This window comes from Streptococcus sp. HN38, assembly GCF_028335765.1.
GTDB lineage: Bacteria > Bacillota > Bacilli > Lactobacillales > Streptococcaceae > Streptococcus > Streptococcus suis_P.
The window spans coordinates 1,487,423-1,505,197 of sequence record NZ_CP116604.1; the positions used below are offsets into that span (position 1 = coordinate 1,487,423).

The window sequence follows — 17,775 nt, forward strand, 5'->3', positions numbered from 1 at the left end:
GATTAGTTTTTATTCTGAATGACACGCACTTTGACAATTGCATCGGTCGCTTCAAAGTTAGCAACTAACTGATCAATCTTTGCCTTATCTGCTTCATCCAAGTCTAACAAGGTGTAAGCATAGTCACCTTTTGACTTGTTGATAATATTGTCAATGTTGATGCCCAATTCAGACACGGCTGTGGTGATTTTTGCCACCATGTTTGGAATGTTTTTGTTGATGAGAGTAATCCGATAGGGAGCATCCAAGAACTGTTTGACATTTGGGAAATTGACTGAGTTGATGATTTCACCAGTCTCCATAAAACGGCGAATGGTCTGACCAGCCGCAATGGCACAGTTGAGCTCCGCTTCTTCTGTTGACCCACCAACGTGCGGGAAGACGATAATGTTGTCCTTGTTGAGCACTTCTTCTGTTCCAAAGTCAGTGATGTAGTTCTTGATAACTCCTGCTTCGATAGCTTCAAACAGGTCAGCGTTATTGACCAACTCACCGCGGGCGAAGTTAATCAAAGTCGTTCCTTTCTTCATTTGACCAAAGCTATCTGCATTGAAGAGTCCTCGTGTCTTATCTGTCAAAGGAACATGGACAGTAATGTAATCCGCGTTGCTAAAGATTTCTTTCAAATCATCCACACGTTTGACATGGCTGGAAATGCTCCAAGCCGTTTCAATCGATACATAAGGATCGTAACCGAGAACATTCATTCCCAGACGGCGGGCATCGTTAGCAATGCGGGCACCGATAGCACCAAGTCCGATAACACCAAGAGTCTTACCTGAAATTTCTGTCCCAGCAAACTGCTTCTTACCTGCTTCAACCTGCTTAGGTACATCATCTCCTGACAATGTATTTGCCCATGCAGTCGCTCCGATATAGTCACGGGCAGACAAAAGGATAGAGGCAATAACCGCTTCTTTTACGGCATTGGCATTGGCTCCTGGAGTATTGAAGACCACGATCCCTTTCTCAGTAGCTTCCTCAATAGGAATGTTATTAGTCCCTGCTCCTGCACGGGCAATGGCTTTCAGATTTTCGGGAAAATCAAAGCCATGCAAGTTTTCAGAACGGATGATAAAGGCATCTGGATTTGCTGCATGATCTCCGTCAATCTGGAATTTATTGCCTAATTCCTTAAGACCAACTTGGTTAATATTGTTAAAAGTACGTACGCTATATACCATTTATTTTTACCTAAAAAGGCGGAATAGCTGCCGCCTGACTTTCTTTATTTCATTAATTATTTCCGAGTAGCCAACGGTCGTCTTCACTGATTTCCTGGTAAAGACTTCGCTCGCTCTTGTGCTTGATTTTTTGATAGGCTAGACGTTCTCCATCTATTGGGACCTTACCACAATAGACATAGCCTAATTTTTTTAGAATGTGCTGCATTGTCTTATTCTGCTCGTGGGTATCACAGCGGAAATCCGGTCCTTTTTGACCTTCAATTAAACCTTGCAAAAAAGTTTGTATGATTCCTTGACCACGAAATTCGTCAGCTGCTGCAATTCTATGAAATGTTGTATATACAGGATGATTGTGCTGCCATTTTCCTTCATATATGGCCTCATATTCTGCTTCTTGACCACGATGAACGGCGGCATAAGCTGCCACCTTACCGTCAACTAGACCAACGTAACCTCTGCCAGAAAGAATGTCATCAAAGATATCCTCTTTATTTGGATACTCTCCCTGCCATTGATTGATACCGGAGGTTGCTAGAAATGCACGAGCATCTTCAAGAATATCGACAATAGCCTCCATCTCATTTGGATGTGCTAATCTAATTTCCATTAAACATTCTCCGCTGCAAATTTTTTCATGAATTCAATCAATTCAACCACACCTTGACGTGGGAAGGCATTGTAGAGGGATGCCCGCATACCGCCTACTGAACGGTGACCTTTGATGTTTTTAAAACCTGCTGCTGTTGCTTCTTTGACAAATTTAGCATCTAATTCTTCACTTGGTGAGACAAAAGGAATGTTCGCTACTGAACGCTCTTCTTTTTTACGAACAGGGTTGCTGTAAAAAGCTGACGCGTCAATGTAATCGTAAAGCAAACCAGATTTTTCACGGTTGATTTTTTCCATTTCGTCCACACCACCGATTTCCTTGACCCATTCAAAGACAAGTTTAGAAATGTAGATAGAGTAAGCTGGCGGTGTATTATAAAGAGAGTCATTTTCTGCTTGAATGCGGTAATCCAACATGCTTGAAAGCATTGGTTGGTCGTTGAGGAAATCCTCACGCACAATGACAACTGTTACTCCAGCTGGACCAATGTTCTTCTGAGCACCTGCATAAATCATGGCAAAGTCTTCCACATTGTAGCGAGCCGCCAAGATGTTTGAAGACATATCACCAATAACTGGAACACCGTTGGTATCTGGAATATCGTAAACAGCTGTACCTTCAATGGTATTGTTGGTTGTCAAATGTACATAGGCAGCGTTTGGATCGATATCATTTTTATCGAAGGTTGGCAATTCTGCATAGGTGATATCTTCTGTAGAGCCAAGCAAGATTGGTTCAAAGTCAATTGTTTTAGACAGCTTCACAGCCTCAGTATAGGCTTTTTTACCCCATGAGCCACCGACAAGATAGTAGGCTTTTTTACCTTGGGCAAAGTTGAGAGGAATCATGGTAAATTCCAAAGATGCTCCACCTTGTAAGAACAACACCTTGTAGTTATCAGGAATAGCCATCAATTCACGAAGCGTCGCTTCAGCACCTTTAATAATATCATCGAAGTCCTTGGAGCGATGGGACATCTCCAAAACACTCATTCCCGAACCATTGTAGTCCAAGAATTCAGCTTGAGCACGTTCAAGCACTGGTTTTGGCAATACTGCAGGACCTGCAGAGAAGTTGTAGATTGTCATAAAATCCCTCCATTAAGTTAGTCTGTTCATTATATCACAAATATTCAGACAATTCCATAAAATATGCTGAGTTCTCAGAAAAGGTACGGAAAATACCTAAAAACCAAAAAGACCAAGCATTAGCCTAGTCCATGATATATATCGTATACTTCTTGTTTTTTGAGTTGGTAGCGTTTGGCCACTTCTTTGATAGCCTGATTAGGCTTGAGGCCTGCTGCAATTCGCTCTTCTACTTGGGCAATCAGGTCCACTTCTTTCACTGACTCAACCAAGTCTTCTTCAGAAGCACCTGCCACAATAATCAGACATTCCCCCTTGAGAGCATGATCTTCTAAATAGGCTACTATTTCTGAAATGCTTCCTCTCTGGTATTCTTCGTATAACTTGGTCAATTCTCGAACAACCGTTACCTGACGATCACCATAAACTGTCAACATATTTTCTAAGGTATCTGCCACACGATATGGAGATTCATAGAAAATTTGCGTCTCAGGATAGGTCTTTTTTTCTTGGAAAAATTCTTTTTGCTGCCCCGCTTTTCTCGGTAAAAATCCATAAAAAATATGTGGCTGGGGTGCCAAACCAGATGCAATCAAGGCTGTAATTCCCGCCGATGCTCCTGGAAGTGCTACAACAGGAATATCTTCCGCAATCGCTGCCCCTACCAGATCATGACCAGGATCCGAAATGGAAGGCAGGCCTGCATCAGAAACTTGCGCAATGGACTGACCAGATTTGAGCCAATCAATCAAAACTGGAATTTTTTCATGGGCATTGTGTTCATGAAAGGATATTTGCTTGGTTTCTACTTCAAAATGTTTGAGTAGGAGTCCTGTGTTTCTCGTATCTTCCGCTGCAATTATATCCACTTCTTTCAAAATCTGAACAGCTCGAAATGTCATATCCTGTAAGTTTCCAATAGGCGTTGGCACCAGATATAACGTCCCAAAACTCGTCTGTCCCTTAAATGATTTTTGTACTTTCATCCTAATCTCGATTCAATAATTCTACACAGAACATACAAGGTTCATCATTATCCCTACGTTGACCATAAGAGAAGGTACAAATATGGAAACCATCTTCGTAAATATTCTCCAAATTCTCCTTACCAAAGTTGGAAGATTTATGGCCTGTCTTATCATCTTTTTCCAAACGTTCGCGCAACTTGGAATTTTCCAAACGGAGGGTCGTATTTTCATCAATAACTCCCTGTAAATGCTTTTTGATAGCATCCACTTCTGCCAACGTGGTTAGAAGATTCTGCGAAAAATCATCTAGGGCATCAAAAATTTCTTTTTTATCCATTATCTCCCTTTCTTTTATTTTACAGAGTTATATACTCTAGACTATTTTGTAGACTTACGTTTGCCTGCCACATCTTCTTAGCCTTAAGAACAGCATCCATTTTTTCACGTACATTTGCCGATTCCATCATTTTCTCAGATAATATCAGACTCAGAAGGTCAAACAAACGCCCCTGCTCAGCTTTTTCCACAGCTAAAGACACTAGGATTCCAACTTGCAAATATGCACGTGTAGGCTCCACCAAGAGCAAGTCCGTAAATTTCTTTGCCTGTCCCATTAAATCTAAAAAGTTTTTATTTTCTGCTAACTTTTTCGCTTCTTCTTGACTTGAAACCAGTTGAGCTAAGAGATTCGCTTGTGTTTTTAACAAGCCCTCCTCTTCTAACATTCGCTCCATGGCCGGAATATTTTTAGGAAAACCTATAATCTGTGTCCGACTCTTGATAGTAGGAAGGACAGCTTCTTCCTGATTGGTCAATAAGAAGATGTGAATGGCTGACTGAGGTTCTTCAATTACTTTTAGCAAAGAGTTGGCTGCGTTAGCATGCATTTTCTCAGCATCACGAATAATGAAAACCTGCTTATTGGATTCAAATCCAGATTGTGAAAAATTCTTAACTAATTCACGTATCGTATCTGTTTTGATAACATTTCCCTGCGGTGCAATAACAGTAAGATCTGAAAACTCATTTGCTTCAATTAGACGACAAGACCGACACTTCTGACAAGGAAGGACGCCTTCTTTCTCCTGACAAAATAACGATTGACTGAGAAAAATTGCCATATCAAAACTAGCAAAGTCACCTGAAAATAGATAGGCATGCGCCAAACGTCTCTGCTCTAAAATTGTCACAAAGCGTTGAAATACATTGGGTTGTAAGTTTCTAAGTTCTTCAATCTTCATGTTCTTTCTGCAAACCGTTTCTTAATGACCGCCAGAGCATCTACAACAACAGCCTCTAGTGGCTGGCTGGCATCAATCTTTACAAACCGCTCTGGTTCCTGCTCTAAAATACTAAGATAGCCTTGACGCACCCGTCTATGCATATCTGCTTTTTCCATATCCAAGCGATCCACATCACGGTCAGCATTGCGGGCAATTCGAGCCAGCCCCTCTTCTGTATCAATATCAAAATAGAGGGTTAAATCTGGCTTTAAACCATCTGTTGCAAACTGGTTGAGCCAATGAATGTCATCTATATCCAAACCCCGTCCAAATCCTTGATAGGCAATAGAGGAATCGATAAAACGATCAATCAAGAGCAATTTCCCCTGTGCCAAGGGTGGAAGAATCTTTTCTTTCAAATGCTGACGTCGTGCTGCAATGAACAATAACAGCTCCGTCTTATCATCCATCGCTGTATTTTCAGGATTCAGAATAATATTGCGAATTTCTTCTGCAATCGCCACCCCACCTGGCTCTCTAGTTGTGACTACTTCTGGCCCCAATTCCTGCAAGGCTGGCAATAACTGTTGCAATACCGTTGTTTTCCCTGCCCCATCTGGACCTTCAAATGTAATAAAAAAACCGTTTCTCATCTTTCCCTCGCTCTTAGTACCAGTATGCACAGTTCAGCACTTCACTTATGAAGACTGGTTCTTAGATATTCATTCCATTTTACCAAAAATTAGCCAAAAAATCACTTGAAAATTGACTTGTTTTTAAGGAGAAAATCTTTTAAAATTGATATATACACATATTCGGAGGTGCTTATGGTTCGTTTGAAAAATATTTTACTTATTTTGCTTGGTGCAGGGCTATTTGCCTTTGGGCTAAATTATTTAATCATGCCCAATCGTCTATTCGAGGGTGGCGCAACTGGATTGACGCTGATTATTTACTACCTTTTTCATATTCAACCTTGGATAATGAACATTGTGATTAATATTCCATTGTTCATCCTCGGGTGGAAAATACTCGGTAAGAAGACTCTCTATCTCAGTATCTTAGGAACCTTTAGCGTTACCTTTTGGTTGGCCATTTTTGAAAAAATCCATTTTTCAATCAATCTACAACAAGATTTGATACTCGTTAGTATCCTTGGTGGGATTCTTATGGGACTAGGTTTAGGAACCATCTTCCGTGCTGGCGGAACGACTGGGGGAAGCGATATTATTGCTCGTATAGGTCATAAATTCCTACCTTACTCCATTGGACAAATCATTCTTGCAGTTGACATCCTCATCCTAACTCTGATTGTTATTGTTTTTAAAGACCTTCGTACCGTACTCTATACCTTAATGATGCTGACAATTGCTTCTAGAATGATTGATTTTGTTACAGAGGGCGGATATGGTAGCAAGGGTGTTATGATTGTTTCTCAAAAATCTGACCAATTGGCTCAGGCTATTGATTGTGAAATCGAGCGTGGTGTCACCTTTATCAAAGCACAAGGTTTCTACAGCAAAGCCGATGTCAACATGATTTACTCGGTCATATATAAGAGCCAACTCCAAGAGATGAAGGAGCTTATTCACCGCATTGACCCCCACGCATTTATCACCATTACAGACGCACATGAAGTACTCGGTGAGGGATTTACTTTAGATCGAGATAAAAAACCACTAGAACGCCATTAAATAAAACCTGCAGTTTCGCTGAACTGCAGGTTTTATATTATTGATTGGTTTCAAGTGGTTGCTCTGCCTCAGACTGTGCTTCTTTGCCTTGCTCCAGCAAAGCAGCAATGATTTTTTGGTCACGTAGCTTAACAGAATCGTTGATAGTCTCTGCTGACCGTACAATAGCTGCTTCCAACTCCCGACGTTTCTGACGCCCTTCATCTATAGCTGCAATAATGCCATTATTTTGGGCAACCAAACTTTCTGCCAATTTGGTAACAGATGCTACTGAAAGGGTCGGATTCTGAGCTGTACGTTCCATCATCGGGATGGCTTCTTTTGATGTATCCGCAAGCATTTGAAGGGCAGCATTATTAGCATTGACAATCGCATCTGCCGTCTGGCTAGACTTGATAGATTGTTGTAAGATGCCCAACTGTGCAATGGACAATTTCATTGTTGGAATAGTATTGCGACGTAACATCCCAAGGCGCTGTTTCATATCCGAAGAAACCTTGACCAGATTACGCATCTGCGGTGTCGTTGTCCACGCGACATACAAGCGACTCATATACTCAGAATGTTGTTGTTCGAGGATATTAGCAACCTCTGTTACACGTGCCAACTTCTCAGAAGCTACTTGATAATCTACCGTAGTTGGTTGCAGACCTGCCAAGCGTTCTTGCTCTGCTTTTGCTCGCTGGGCAGCCTCTTGACCAGTCGCCTCGATAAAGGCAATCACGCCAACTAGATTTTCAATAGACTTGGTATTGTTCTCAATCAAGAGCTCCGCTGATACAATATTGCGGGACAAGACTTCCTCTTGCTTGACCACGCTGGCTGCCATACTATCCATTTTCTTTTCAATGGTCTGCGAATCGAAATAAAATTCCTGCAAATCATTTTTGGTCTGCTTAAACAAGCGCTGGAAGAAACCTGGTTTCTTTTCTAATTCAGCAGTTGTAGAAATGTCCTTATACTTAGCCACAAAACCATTCAATTCACGGTTGGTATTGGCCAAAAGCTCATCCACCTGTGGAATTTCAATCTTCTTCTGTTCTGACAAAATATGATTGACCGTGGCATTGACTTCTTCTACCGCTTCCTTACCAAAATCCAAGAGGGCATTTTGATTAGCTAAGAAATTATCCACCAATTGGGGAGCCTTGGCACGAATACCTGTTTGTTGTTCCGGTGTCAACTGTGCCAAGAAAGACACTTTTGAATTATCTCCAGTCGGAGTCGCTTGAATAAGCTCTGTTGTCTTATCTTTGGTTGATAAACTATTATTAGCAATCTGATCAATATCGAAATTAAATCCTGACATCTTCTCTATTCCTCTTCTCTTTTCATCATACGCAGACTGACTTCAAAATCTTTCATATCCGCTTCGTTAAATTGTTTGATGGTATCATCCAAATCCTTATCAAACATTTCCATGGCTGATTTTGCCTGCACCAATCGTTCTTCTGCGTTAAAATAATCTTTCGGTGATTTTTTGATTTTCAAATACCCCTGTAAAATATCGTTAAACCGATTCATATTGGCCTCATGTATAGCTGCCAATTCTTCCCGCTTATCTGTCGCCTTTTCCAGCTTTTCAAGAATAACAAGATTGTCTCTTTGAATATTACAATAGGTTTCTAGAATTTCAGGAGCTAAATCCGCTATCATGCCTTGTTCATCCATCACAGCATTACCACCAGTAGAAAACTGTGTGTCAGTATTTTTTTCTGTTTTAGCTTCTGGCAGATTTAAATGATATTTTAGTTGCAAGGTATCTACAACTTCTTTACTTTCATATCCATTCAGATATTTTCCAACTTTTTGATAGAGCTGATCTAATTCAAATAATTGTCCTAACAGTCTGTTTCGCAACTGTAACACAACCTTATCCTCACCCTTTTCCACCAAGAGCTCTTGATGCTTTTCATAGCCCGAACGAATAGATAGCGCTAATACCTGCAAGCGTTTTATAGAATCTCTATTCAAAAAACGCTGGATAGCCTCTCTCTTGTAAAAATAGCCAATTAAGAGCCCAATGGGCAATAAGATATACCAGAAACTCATGACAAAACCAATTGCTAATAAAACAAGAAGGGCCACAAGTCCTGAATTATTTTTACCATATTTCTTATACTTTTTATATTTGTGCCCCATAGAGCCTCCTCATACGAGGCTGGGCAAAAAGCCCAGCACCGCTTCTCAAAGTTAGTGTCAACATCTCAGCGCAGTGGTTGATTGGGTTTAACAGTCCAGTGGACTGTTAAAGGTTGGAGATAGGATTTGCGAAGCAAATCTCAGCAATTCGTGTTTTACACTCCAAATCTAACCACTACGACTGATGCGAACAGAGTTCGCCTTATCTCCAACCTCAAACTGTCTCCCAGACAGTTTTGTAGCGAACTTTGTTCGCTCTATTTCCAACTTCCAACTGTCCCCCAGACAGTTTTGTAGCGAACTTTGTTCGCTCTATTTCCAACTTCCAACTGTCCCCCAGACAGTTTTGTAGCGAACTTTGTTCGCTCTATTTCCAACTTCCAACTGTCCCCCAGACAGTTGGAACTATGCGGGGGTGGGAGTGAAACAGTCTGGGAATAGACTGTTTCAGCTCAACAACTAGAAATAAAGACTTGTTGACGAACTCTTCTATGAATGGTTGAGTTCTTTCCCACTCCCATTCCCCTAAAATACTAGAATGATAGCTAAAGAAAACAACCGAGAAATCTCGGTTTTTAAATGTTTTTAGCAACAGTCGGAACCAAGCTATCCACTTGGATACCTGCACCCTCGAAAAGAGTTCGAACTTCTTCAACATCAACTTTTCCGTCAATCTGCACTTCGATGACAACTTTTCCAGACTTGGTAGCAAGTTGCACAGTAGATACAATATTATAATCCTTATCTGCCACCAATCGAATAATTTTTTCTAACTCCCCTGCCTTATTTTCAACAAGGAACCGAGCGCGTACTCCTTCTTCTCCATAACCTGAGACATGAAGAAAAGCTGCAAAAATATCACGATCAGTAATAACTCCATAGAGTTGACCATTATCCACGACTGGTAAGATACCGACCTTGTTTTTGTACATGAGATAGACTGCATCTTCTAGACTGGCATAGCCAGAAACGGTAATGACGTTCTTAATCATCACATCCTTGACCTTAGTCTTATTCAAAAGGTAGTTCATCTCGTAAATAGATAGGCTAGTTGCCTTCGATGGACTAGCTTCTGCGATCGTTCCCTCAGTGACCAAACCAACCAACTTATCATTTTCAATAACAGGTAGACGGTGCAAATCCTGTTCACGCATAATATCTGCAGCGTGTGCAATGGTTGTATCTGGTGAAATATAAATAACTTTACGGGTCATAAAATCTTTAACTGACATAGGACTTCCTCCTTTGGTAAATCATACTTTATTATACCACAAATCCGAAAACGATTTCAATATTTAATGAAAAGAAATGAAAATCAATTCTTATCCAATACCTTGAAAGGAATGTGGGAATAATCTCTGTGCGTTTTTAAAAATTCCAAGGCTTCTTTTTTTACCTGTACGAGATTGACACCTTGGGCATTAGCTCCATAGACACAGCCACAATAGCACTGGCGATAAATGTCATACTCTTCACACATTTGAACTGAACGCTGATAGCCTCCATTTTTCTTAAAGTCACTCGGAAGATACTGGGTATCGTATAATTTCTGCACCTCAATCCCAACAGCATTGATGGTCTGCGAATTCTTATGTGGACTGATTGTCAAAGCCGAACCAAAATAGTCAAAACCAAGCTCAACTGCCTTCTCCGCAGTCTTATCCAACCGATAATCATAGCAAACCTTACACCGATCTCCTCCCTCTGGCTCATTGGCAAGATGCTGAGTTTTCTTGAAAAATTCCTGAGGGCTATAGTCAGCTTCTAGGTAGCCTACCGACTGTCCAGTTTTCTGATTAAATTCTTTGACAAACTGGGCCGTCACGGCTGCCCGCCGCTGGTACTCCGCCTTTGGATGAATATTGGAATTCGCAAAATAGATGGTTACATCTGCATATTGAGTCAAGTACTCCAATGTATAGGTCGAGCATGGGGCACAACAGACATGCATGAGAATGTTCGGTCGAAGCCCAGCTTCCTGCCACGTGCTTGCCATTTTTTGAAACACTTTATCATAGTTAACCTTTTGATTCGGTGATAGAGTCGATAAAATCTCTTCAACTTTAATCATACAAACCTCCAAATATACATTCATTATACTATATTTGAAGACCACTGCATAGATAGCAATAACATGAGAGAACACTCCCCATTTCCACCTAAAAAGGTCCCCCGGACCTTGATATAAAGAAAAACGCCTGCCGGCGGTTCTCATTTCCAACCTAAAAAGGTCCCCCGGACCTTGAAATAAAGAAAAACGCCTGCCGGCGTTTCCCATTTCCAACTTAAAACGTGGGGTTACCCACGTTTTAACCACCCAGATATGCTTTTTTGACTTCTTCTGAGGCGAGGAGTTCTTTTCCTGTTCCTGAGAGGACAACTTTTCCTGTTTCTAGAACATAGCCACGATCTGCGATAGCAAGGGCTTTGTTGGCATTTTGCTCAATCAAGAGGACAGTTGTTCCTTGTTTTTGAATATCTTGGATGATATCAAAAATTTCTTGAATGAAGATTGGAGCCAAGCCCATTGACGGCTCGTCAAGGAGCAAGAGTTTTGGTTGACTCATTAGGGCACGTCCCATGGCCAACATCTGTTGCTCACCACCTGAAAGGGTAGCGGCATCTTGGTTCTTACGCTCCTCCAAACGTGGGAAGCGCGCAAAGATTTTTTTCAAGTTTGCTTGGTTTTCTTCACGATTGTTGCGAAGAAAAGCACCCATTTCCAAGTTTTCCATAACGGTCAAGCCTGCAAAGACATGTCGACCTTCTGGAACTTGTGACAAACCGTCCGCTACGATTTTACGAGCAGGAACTTTTTGAATCTCATTTCCAAGGAAAGAGATCGTTCCAGCTGATGGACGAACAAGTCCTGAAATAGTACGAAGGATAGAGGTTTTACCAGCACCATTAGCGCCGATAAGTGTTACAACTTCACCTTCATTAACCTCAAAGCTAACATCTTTAACAGCTTCGATAACACCGTAGTTAACGGAAAGATTTTTTACTTCTAACATTGCCATTAAGCTTCACCTCCAAGGTAGGCTTCAATTACACGCTTATTATTACGAATTTCTTCTGGTGTACCATGGGCAATCAAACGACCGTACTCCAATACGTATATCCGCTCCGTCACTTCCATAACCAAGCTCATATCGTGTTCGATCAAGATGATAGTAATGCCAAATTCTTCTTTGATTTTACGGATGAGTTGGGTCAATTCTGCCGTTTCTTGTGGGTTCATACCAGCCGCTGGCTCATCCAAGAAAAGAATTTTTGGTTCAGTCGCAAGGGCACGAACGATTTCCAAACGTCGTTGTTGACCGTAAGGAAGATTTTTAGCTAATGTATCTGCATCGCCATCCAAATCAAAAATCTTCAAGAGATCAATTGCTTTTGCTTTTAATTCTTCTTCATTTTTGTAGAAGGCTGGAAGACGGAAGAAACTTGCAAATACTTCTGATTTACCATGGTTGCCAAGACCAATCAAAACATTTTCCAAAACGGTCATATTTTTGAACAAACGAATATTCTGGAAAGTACGACCAAGACCAAGCGAAGCAATTTTTGATGGTGCTTTACCGTTCAAAATAGTCCCTGCAAGAGAAATTGTCCCCTCGCTTGGCTCATAAACACCTGTTAAGAGGTTGAAAAGAGTCGTTTTACCAGCACCATTTGGACCGATAAGACCAACCAATTCTCCTTCATGAAGTTCCATGGTCACGTCACCAACGGCAGTCAGGCCACCGAAGTTCTTGGTTAAATCTTTTACTTCAAGTAATGCCATTACTTAACCTCCTTCTTCTTGAGTAGAGCCGCTACACTGAATTCCTTAGTTCCCAAAAGACCTCCAGGACGGAAAATCATCAAGAGAATAAGAGCTAATGAATAGATAATCATTGAAATATCAGAGTAACTCTTGAGGAATACGTTCAAAATACCAAGTACAATGGCTGCTACAAAGGTACCTGTGATAGAGCCCAAACCACCCAATACAATGATAATCAAAACGTTAACGGAGGTCATAAAGGCAAAGTCTTTCGGAACAATTGTCCCAACGTATCCTGCATGGAGACCACCTGCAATGGCTGCCGTCATAGCACCAAATACAAAGGCTGAAACTTTAACAAATGTTGGATTGACACCTACAGATTCTGCCGCAATTTCATCCTCACGAACAGAAATTGTAGCACGTCCCATTGGACTACGTAGGAAGTTAACTGTTACCAAGGTTGTGATGATTACAAAAATATAAACTAAAGGCCAGCTTGTAAAGAGTGGAATAGACATAATACCTGCTGCACCATTCGTTACACTACCACCATTAATAATTAAAATACGAATAATCTCTGCAACACCAAGGGTCGCAATGGCAAGGTAGTCACCTTTCAAACGAAGGGTTGGAATACCGACTAAAAGAGCCACTGTACCTGAGATTAACATCCCAACAATCAAAGCAATAGCAAAACCACCATAAGTTGGCATCATTTTCCCAAGAATACCTACTGCATAGGCACCAATAGCCATAAAACCAGCATGGCCAAGTGAAAATTGACCTGAGAAACCAACAATCAAGTTTAAACCAACTGCCAAGATAATTTGAATACCGATTTGCTGAACAATCTGGATGTAGTAAAAATTCAGAATCCCTGCTGATACAAGACCTTGAATAAGTCCAAAACCAGCCAATAAGATAGCCAACCAAATTGCATTAACTTTTAAATTTTGCTTCATGGTTACACCTTCTCTTTCACATTTTTACCAAGAATACCACTTGGACGAACAAGGAGGATGATGATCAATACAGCATAAACAATCGCATCGCGGAAAGTATCGAATTCAATCACATAGGTAAATGTTTCAATAATACCGATAACAAATCCACCAAGTGCTGCACCTGGAATAATACCGATACCGCCCAATACTGCCGCAACAAAGGCTTTCAGACCTGGCGTCATCCCCATCAAAGGCTCTATCTGGTTATAGTAGAGACCTAGGAGAACACCCGCAGCACCCGCAAGAGCTGACCCAAGAGCAAAAGTAAAGCTGATTGTACGGTTTACGTTAATCCCCATCAACTGAGCCGCATCGCTATCTACAGAGACCGCACGCATGGCTTTCCCCATTTTTGTACGTTTGACAATTAATTGAAGAGCGACCATCAACACAAGCGATACACCAAGAATAATCAACTGGATATTGGTAACAGAAACTGGACCAAGGTTAAAAGTCACAGCTTCGATTGCTTGTGGAAAGGCTTTTACGTCTGCTGTAAAGAATTTGACCATAGTGTATTCCAAGAAGAAGGATACACCGATAGCCGTAATCAAAGCTGCTATACGCGTTGAATTACGCAAAGGACGATAGGCTAAAAACTCTATAACGACACCGAGAATAGCCGTCCCTACCATCGCTAGAATGAGAGCAACAAAGAAACGCGTTCCACCATCTGCAATAAAAGTTAAATTGTTTAATAGGAAGTACCCCATAAAAGCACCCATCATATACAAATCACCATGGGCGAAGTTAATGAGTTTGATAATTCCGTACACCATGGTATAACCAAGGGCCAAAAGGGCATAAACAGAACCAAGAATCAAACCATTGACAAGTTGTTGAAGCATAGGTTCACCAATCTTTCTAAATATTTTTCGAGCTCAATAGCATTGTTACATTATACAAAATTTTCTGAAAATAAGCAAGTTAGATAGGGAGTTTAATCATTAATATTACAGAAATTTTAACCAAATTTTATATCCGCATGTCTACTATTCTATACATTCTGACAAGTGAAAAAGAGGGAAGTCCCTCTTTTCATCCACTATTAGTCAATAGAGATAGTATCTACAGATGATTCTTCTCCGTTTGTTAAACCAACAACATAAACTGATTTAACGACATTGTGCTCTTTGTCAACAGACATTGTACCAGTCACACCTTCAAAGTCTTTCAGAGCTGCAAGATTAGCCTTCACTGCTGCTGAATCAGCTGCACCTTTTGCTGCTTCTGCTGCCATGTAAACTGAGTCGTAAGCTAGAGCTGAGAACATTGATGGCTCTTCATTGTATTCTTTCTTATATGCATCATAGAATGCTTTGGCTTTTTCACTTGCTGATGTTACAAATGCAGAAAGGTAGTAAACATTTGATGCTGCTGATGCAGTTGCCAATTCAGTAAATTGTGGTGAGTCAAAACCATCTGAACCAAGAATTGGTTGATTCAAGCCAAGTCCACGAGCTTGCTTCACAATTGTACCTGTTTCATTGTAGTAACCAGGCATGATGATAGCATCAAATTCCTTATCTTTCAATTTTGTCAAAGCAGCTTGGAAATCTTTATCGCCAGAAGCAAATGTGATTTCTGAAACGATTTCTCCTGTGTATGCTTTCTTGAACGCCTCTGCTACACCCTTACCATAATCAGAAGAGTTGTCAAAGTAAAGAACAACTTTCTTAGCTGACAAGTTCTCAGTAGCGTATTTAGCCATAATTTGACCTTGATACCCATCTGTAAAGGTTGTACGGAAGAAATATTCTTGGACCTCACCTTTATCGTTCACAACCAAGTTTGTTTGAGTTCCTGAAGGAGTAATCATAGGAACACCAGCAGATGTCAATGCTGGAATAGAGGCTGCTGAAGCTCCTGATGTAGCTGGGCCAATCACAACGTTTGCCCCTTCACTTGCCAAGCTTGTCGCAACAGTAGCTGCCTCTGCTGTTTCAGACTTGTTGTCTTTTGTGATCACTTCGATTTTTTTGCCGTCAATACCACCCGCAGCATTGATTTCTTTCACGGCAAGGTTGGCACCTTTTTCCTCTGTTTGACCATAAGATGAAACAGCACCTGATAACTCCAAGTTGTAGCCGATTTTAAATGTATCACCTACAGAAGAACCTGCGGCTGAAGTATTGGTTGTCGAAACATTACCACATGCAGCGAGTAGAGCTGCAGAGGCAAATGTAGCAAGCGCTACTGCAAATTTTCTTGTTTTCATGAAAACTCCTTAAATCTTTCTTAAATTTTACGATGTATCCAATATACTGAATTATCTGAAAATTGTCAACAAAAAAAGAAAAAAATTTTAAAATAAAAAATTAGCAGGGAATACATACCTGCTAATTCCGACTATCCTACGACTGATGGTTCTTCATCTCTCCATAGATTACCTACAAAGTTTTGGTCTAATTCCTTAATGTATGAAGGAACCACTTTTTTTACAAAACGTTCCTTTTTCAATTTTAATATGGTAGCTTCTACTAGTTCTTGGTCCATATACACCAAAACATATCGCAAGCGTTTGGAATGGTAAACAATATCTCCATATTGGCTGAGTTTACGTGCATCACGATTGTAGTGTAAATAGACAGTTAAGCAAGTGCGATTTTTCTTCTCAAACATGTCTTCTCCTCTAAAAATTCTCTTTCTATATTATACCGTTTTCAATGATAAATGAAAAGCTCCAACTACCTGTAAAAGAGTTGGAGCTAATAGGAATAGTCAGTGCTATTACATATTTGTCACTGCTTATTTGACTTTTGTATTGTCCATAATCTGGTCAATAAATCCGTAAGCCAAGGTTTCTTCAGCTGACATCCAGTAATCGCGTTCCGCATCCTTATGGATTTGTTTCACTGTCTTACCTGAGTTGTCTGCCAAGATTTTTTCTAGCTTATTACGTGTTTTTAATAGGTGTTCTGCAGCAATGGCCATATCCGTTTGCTGAGTACCGCCACCAGTTCCACCCATTGGCTGGTGAATCATGTATTCCGCATTTGGCAACATGAAACGTTTGCCCTTGGCACCGCTTGATGCAATGATGGTTCCCATGCTCGCAGCTGTTCCCATAACGATGGTTTGAACATCAGCTTTAATGAAATTCATCGTGTCTACAATGGCAAGACCTGCTGACACCGATCCTCCTGGCGTATTAACATAGAGGTAAATATCCTTTGTAGGGTCTTGGGCATCAAGGAAAAGCAATTGGGCAATGATAGAGTTTGCCATGTTGTCCTCAACTGGTCCTGTCAACATGATAATGCGGTCTTTCAAAAGGCGTGAGTAAATATCATAAGAACGCTCACCACGGCTAGTTTGTTCAATAACTACTGGAATCATACGAATCCTCCTTTATTTCAATAACAAGTATGAACCCATTATATAGAATTAGTCAAAATTGGTCAAATAAAAAACACGATTTCATGAAATGAAAAAGAAACCAGCAGAGCTGATTTCTTAATTATTTTGTACCGAACAGTCGGTCACCTGCATCTCCCAAACCTGGTACGATGTAGCCTTTTTCATTGAGTTTTTCATCCAAAGCTGCTGTGTAAATATCAATGTCTGGATGTGCATCTTGAAGAGCTTTTACACCTTCTGGAGCTGAAACAAGAGCAACAAATTTAATATTTGAAGCGCCACGCTTTTTCAAGGATTCAACAGCTAAGATAGCTGAACCGCCAGTCGCAAGCATTGGGTCAACTACAAAAATATGACGTTGATCAATATCTTCTGGTAATTTCACAAGATACTCAACGGGTTGAAGGGTTTCTTCATCGCGGTACATACCGATGTGACCAACTTTAGCTGCTGGTACCAAGCTTAGCAAACCATCAACCATACCAACACCTGCACGAAGAATTGGTACGATAGCTAATTTTTTACCTGCAATTTGTTTCTGAACTGTTTTAGTGATTGGTGTTTCAATCTCCACATCTTCAAGTGGCAAGTCACGCAAAACTTCGTAACCCATTAGCATCGCGATTTCATTAACCAACTCACGAAAATCCTTTGTTGAAGTAGATGTACGACGAAGGATAGACAACTTATGCTGAATGAGTGGGTGTGAAATGACTTGGAATTTCCCCAT

The 17,775-nt window shown here is 40.7% G+C and carries 20 protein-coding genes; 1 reads left to right on the plus strand and 19 read right to left on the minus strand.

Annotation, left to right across the window (positions count from 1 at the left end; genetic code table 11):
* Positions 1–2: 2 nt before the first annotated feature.
* The 7 genes from PHA78_RS07100 to tmk all read right to left on the minus strand — a co-directional run bounded on the left by PHA78_RS07100 (position 3) and on the right by tmk (position 5,729).
* Positions 3–1,184 carry a 3-phosphoglycerate dehydrogenase family protein gene (locus PHA78_RS07100; RefSeq protein ID WP_272157896.1) on the minus strand — a complete coding sequence of 394 codons (1,182 nt, stop codon included), beginning with the start codon at positions 1,182–1,184 and terminating at the stop codon, positions 3–5.
* A gap of 52 nt (positions 1,185–1,236) precedes the next feature.
* Entirely contained in the window at positions 1,237–1,794 is a 558-nt protein-coding gene (locus PHA78_RS07105) for a GNAT family N-acetyltransferase (protein WP_044774993.1), read from the minus strand.
* A complete protein-coding gene (serC, locus tag PHA78_RS07110; protein ID WP_272157897.1) occupies positions 1,794–2,885 on the minus strand; it encodes a 3-phosphoserine/phosphohydroxythreonine transaminase in 1,092 nt (363 codons plus the stop codon). The genes PHA78_RS07105 and serC overlap by 1 nt, the downstream gene beginning before the upstream one ends.
* Before the next feature lie 119 nt (positions 2,886–3,004).
* Positions 3,005–3,871 (minus strand): 16S rRNA (cytidine(1402)-2'-O)-methyltransferase, encoded by an 867-nt coding sequence (gene rsmI, locus PHA78_RS07115; protein ID WP_099780001.1) that lies wholly within the window; start codon positions 3,869–3,871, stop codon positions 3,005–3,007.
* 1 nt (position 3,872) lies between these two features.
* Positions 3,873–4,190: a DNA replication initiation control protein YabA gene (gene yabA / locus PHA78_RS07120; protein WP_004298942.1), complete on the minus strand. Its 318-nt coding sequence runs from the start codon at positions 4,188–4,190 to the stop codon at positions 3,873–3,875.
* Between the two features lie 19 nt (positions 4,191–4,209).
* Entirely contained in the window at positions 4,210–5,094 is an 885-nt protein-coding gene (locus tag PHA78_RS07125) for a DNA polymerase III subunit delta' (RefSeq protein WP_004298939.1), read from the minus strand.
* The gene (gene tmk / locus PHA78_RS07130; RefSeq protein ID WP_272157898.1) at positions 5,091–5,729 is read right to left on the minus strand and encodes a dTMP kinase; all 639 of its coding nucleotides are present in this window, start codon (positions 5,727–5,729) and stop codon (positions 5,091–5,093) included. Before tmk ends, PHA78_RS07125 begins: the two co-directional genes overlap by 4 nt.
* A 174-nt stretch (positions 5,730–5,903) precedes the next feature.
* Between tmk and PHA78_RS07135 the strand changes: the two genes are divergently transcribed.
* On the plus strand, positions 5,904–6,770 hold the full coding sequence (locus PHA78_RS07135; RefSeq protein ID WP_272157899.1) for a YitT family protein: 867 nt from the start codon (positions 5,904–5,906) through the stop codon (positions 6,768–6,770).
* A 37-nt stretch (positions 6,771–6,807) separates the two neighbouring features.
* Here PHA78_RS07135 and PHA78_RS07140 read toward each other — a convergent pair whose 3' ends face one another.
* The 12 genes from PHA78_RS07140 to upp form a co-directional block, all read right to left on the minus strand.
* The gene (locus PHA78_RS07140) at positions 6,808–8,079 is read right to left on the minus strand and encodes a toxic anion resistance protein (RefSeq protein WP_024418529.1); all 1,272 of its coding nucleotides are present in this window, start codon (positions 8,077–8,079) and stop codon (positions 6,808–6,810) included.
* A 5-nt stretch (positions 8,080–8,084) separates the two neighbouring features.
* A complete protein-coding gene (locus tag PHA78_RS07145; RefSeq protein ID WP_105096611.1) occupies positions 8,085–8,912 on the minus strand; it encodes a hypothetical protein in 828 nt (275 codons plus the stop codon).
* 575 nt (positions 8,913–9,487) lie between these two features.
* A complete protein-coding gene (locus PHA78_RS07150; RefSeq protein ID WP_272157900.1) occupies positions 9,488–10,144 on the minus strand; it encodes a CBS domain-containing protein in 657 nt (218 codons plus the stop codon).
* 83 nt (positions 10,145–10,227) lie between these two features.
* Positions 10,228–10,983, minus strand: coding sequence for an epoxyqueuosine reductase QueH (locus PHA78_RS07155; RefSeq protein WP_024376798.1), 756 nt, complete (start codon positions 10,981–10,983; stop codon positions 10,228–10,230).
* A 238-nt stretch (positions 10,984–11,221) separates the two neighbouring features.
* A complete protein-coding gene (locus tag PHA78_RS07160; protein ID WP_002937288.1) occupies positions 11,222–11,932 on the minus strand; it encodes an ABC transporter ATP-binding protein in 711 nt (236 codons plus the stop codon).
* Positions 11,932–12,696, minus strand: coding sequence for an ABC transporter ATP-binding protein (locus tag PHA78_RS07165; protein ID WP_024376797.1), 765 nt, complete (start codon positions 12,694–12,696; stop codon positions 11,932–11,934). The genes PHA78_RS07160 and PHA78_RS07165 overlap by 1 nt, the downstream gene beginning before the upstream one ends.
* Positions 12,696–13,643, minus strand: a complete 948-nt coding sequence (locus PHA78_RS07170; protein ID WP_099779814.1) for a branched-chain amino acid ABC transporter permease — start codon at positions 13,641–13,643, stop codon at positions 12,696–12,698. The genes PHA78_RS07165 and PHA78_RS07170 overlap by 1 nt, the downstream gene beginning before the upstream one ends.
* 2 nt (positions 13,644–13,645) lie before the next feature.
* Positions 13,646–14,533 carry a branched-chain amino acid ABC transporter permease gene (locus PHA78_RS07175; protein ID WP_024376795.1) on the minus strand — a complete coding sequence of 296 codons (888 nt, stop codon included), beginning with the start codon at positions 14,531–14,533 and terminating at the stop codon, positions 13,646–13,648.
* Between the two features lie 200 nt (positions 14,534–14,733).
* The gene (locus PHA78_RS07180; RefSeq protein ID WP_004298924.1) at positions 14,734–15,903 is read right to left on the minus strand and encodes an ABC transporter substrate-binding protein; all 1,170 of its coding nucleotides are present in this window, start codon (positions 15,901–15,903) and stop codon (positions 14,734–14,736) included.
* Positions 15,904–16,034: 131 nt separating this feature from the next.
* Positions 16,035–16,307 (minus strand): YlbG family protein, encoded by a 273-nt coding sequence (locus tag PHA78_RS07185; protein ID WP_002937299.1) that lies wholly within the window; start codon positions 16,305–16,307, stop codon positions 16,035–16,037.
* Between the two features lie 126 nt (positions 16,308–16,433).
* Positions 16,434–17,024, minus strand: a complete 591-nt coding sequence (locus PHA78_RS07190; RefSeq protein ID WP_002937303.1) for an ATP-dependent Clp protease proteolytic subunit — start codon at positions 17,022–17,024, stop codon at positions 16,434–16,436.
* Positions 17,025–17,145: 121 nt separating this feature from the next.
* A complete protein-coding gene (gene upp / locus PHA78_RS07195; RefSeq protein ID WP_099779813.1) occupies positions 17,146–17,775 on the minus strand; it encodes a uracil phosphoribosyltransferase in 630 nt (209 codons plus the stop codon).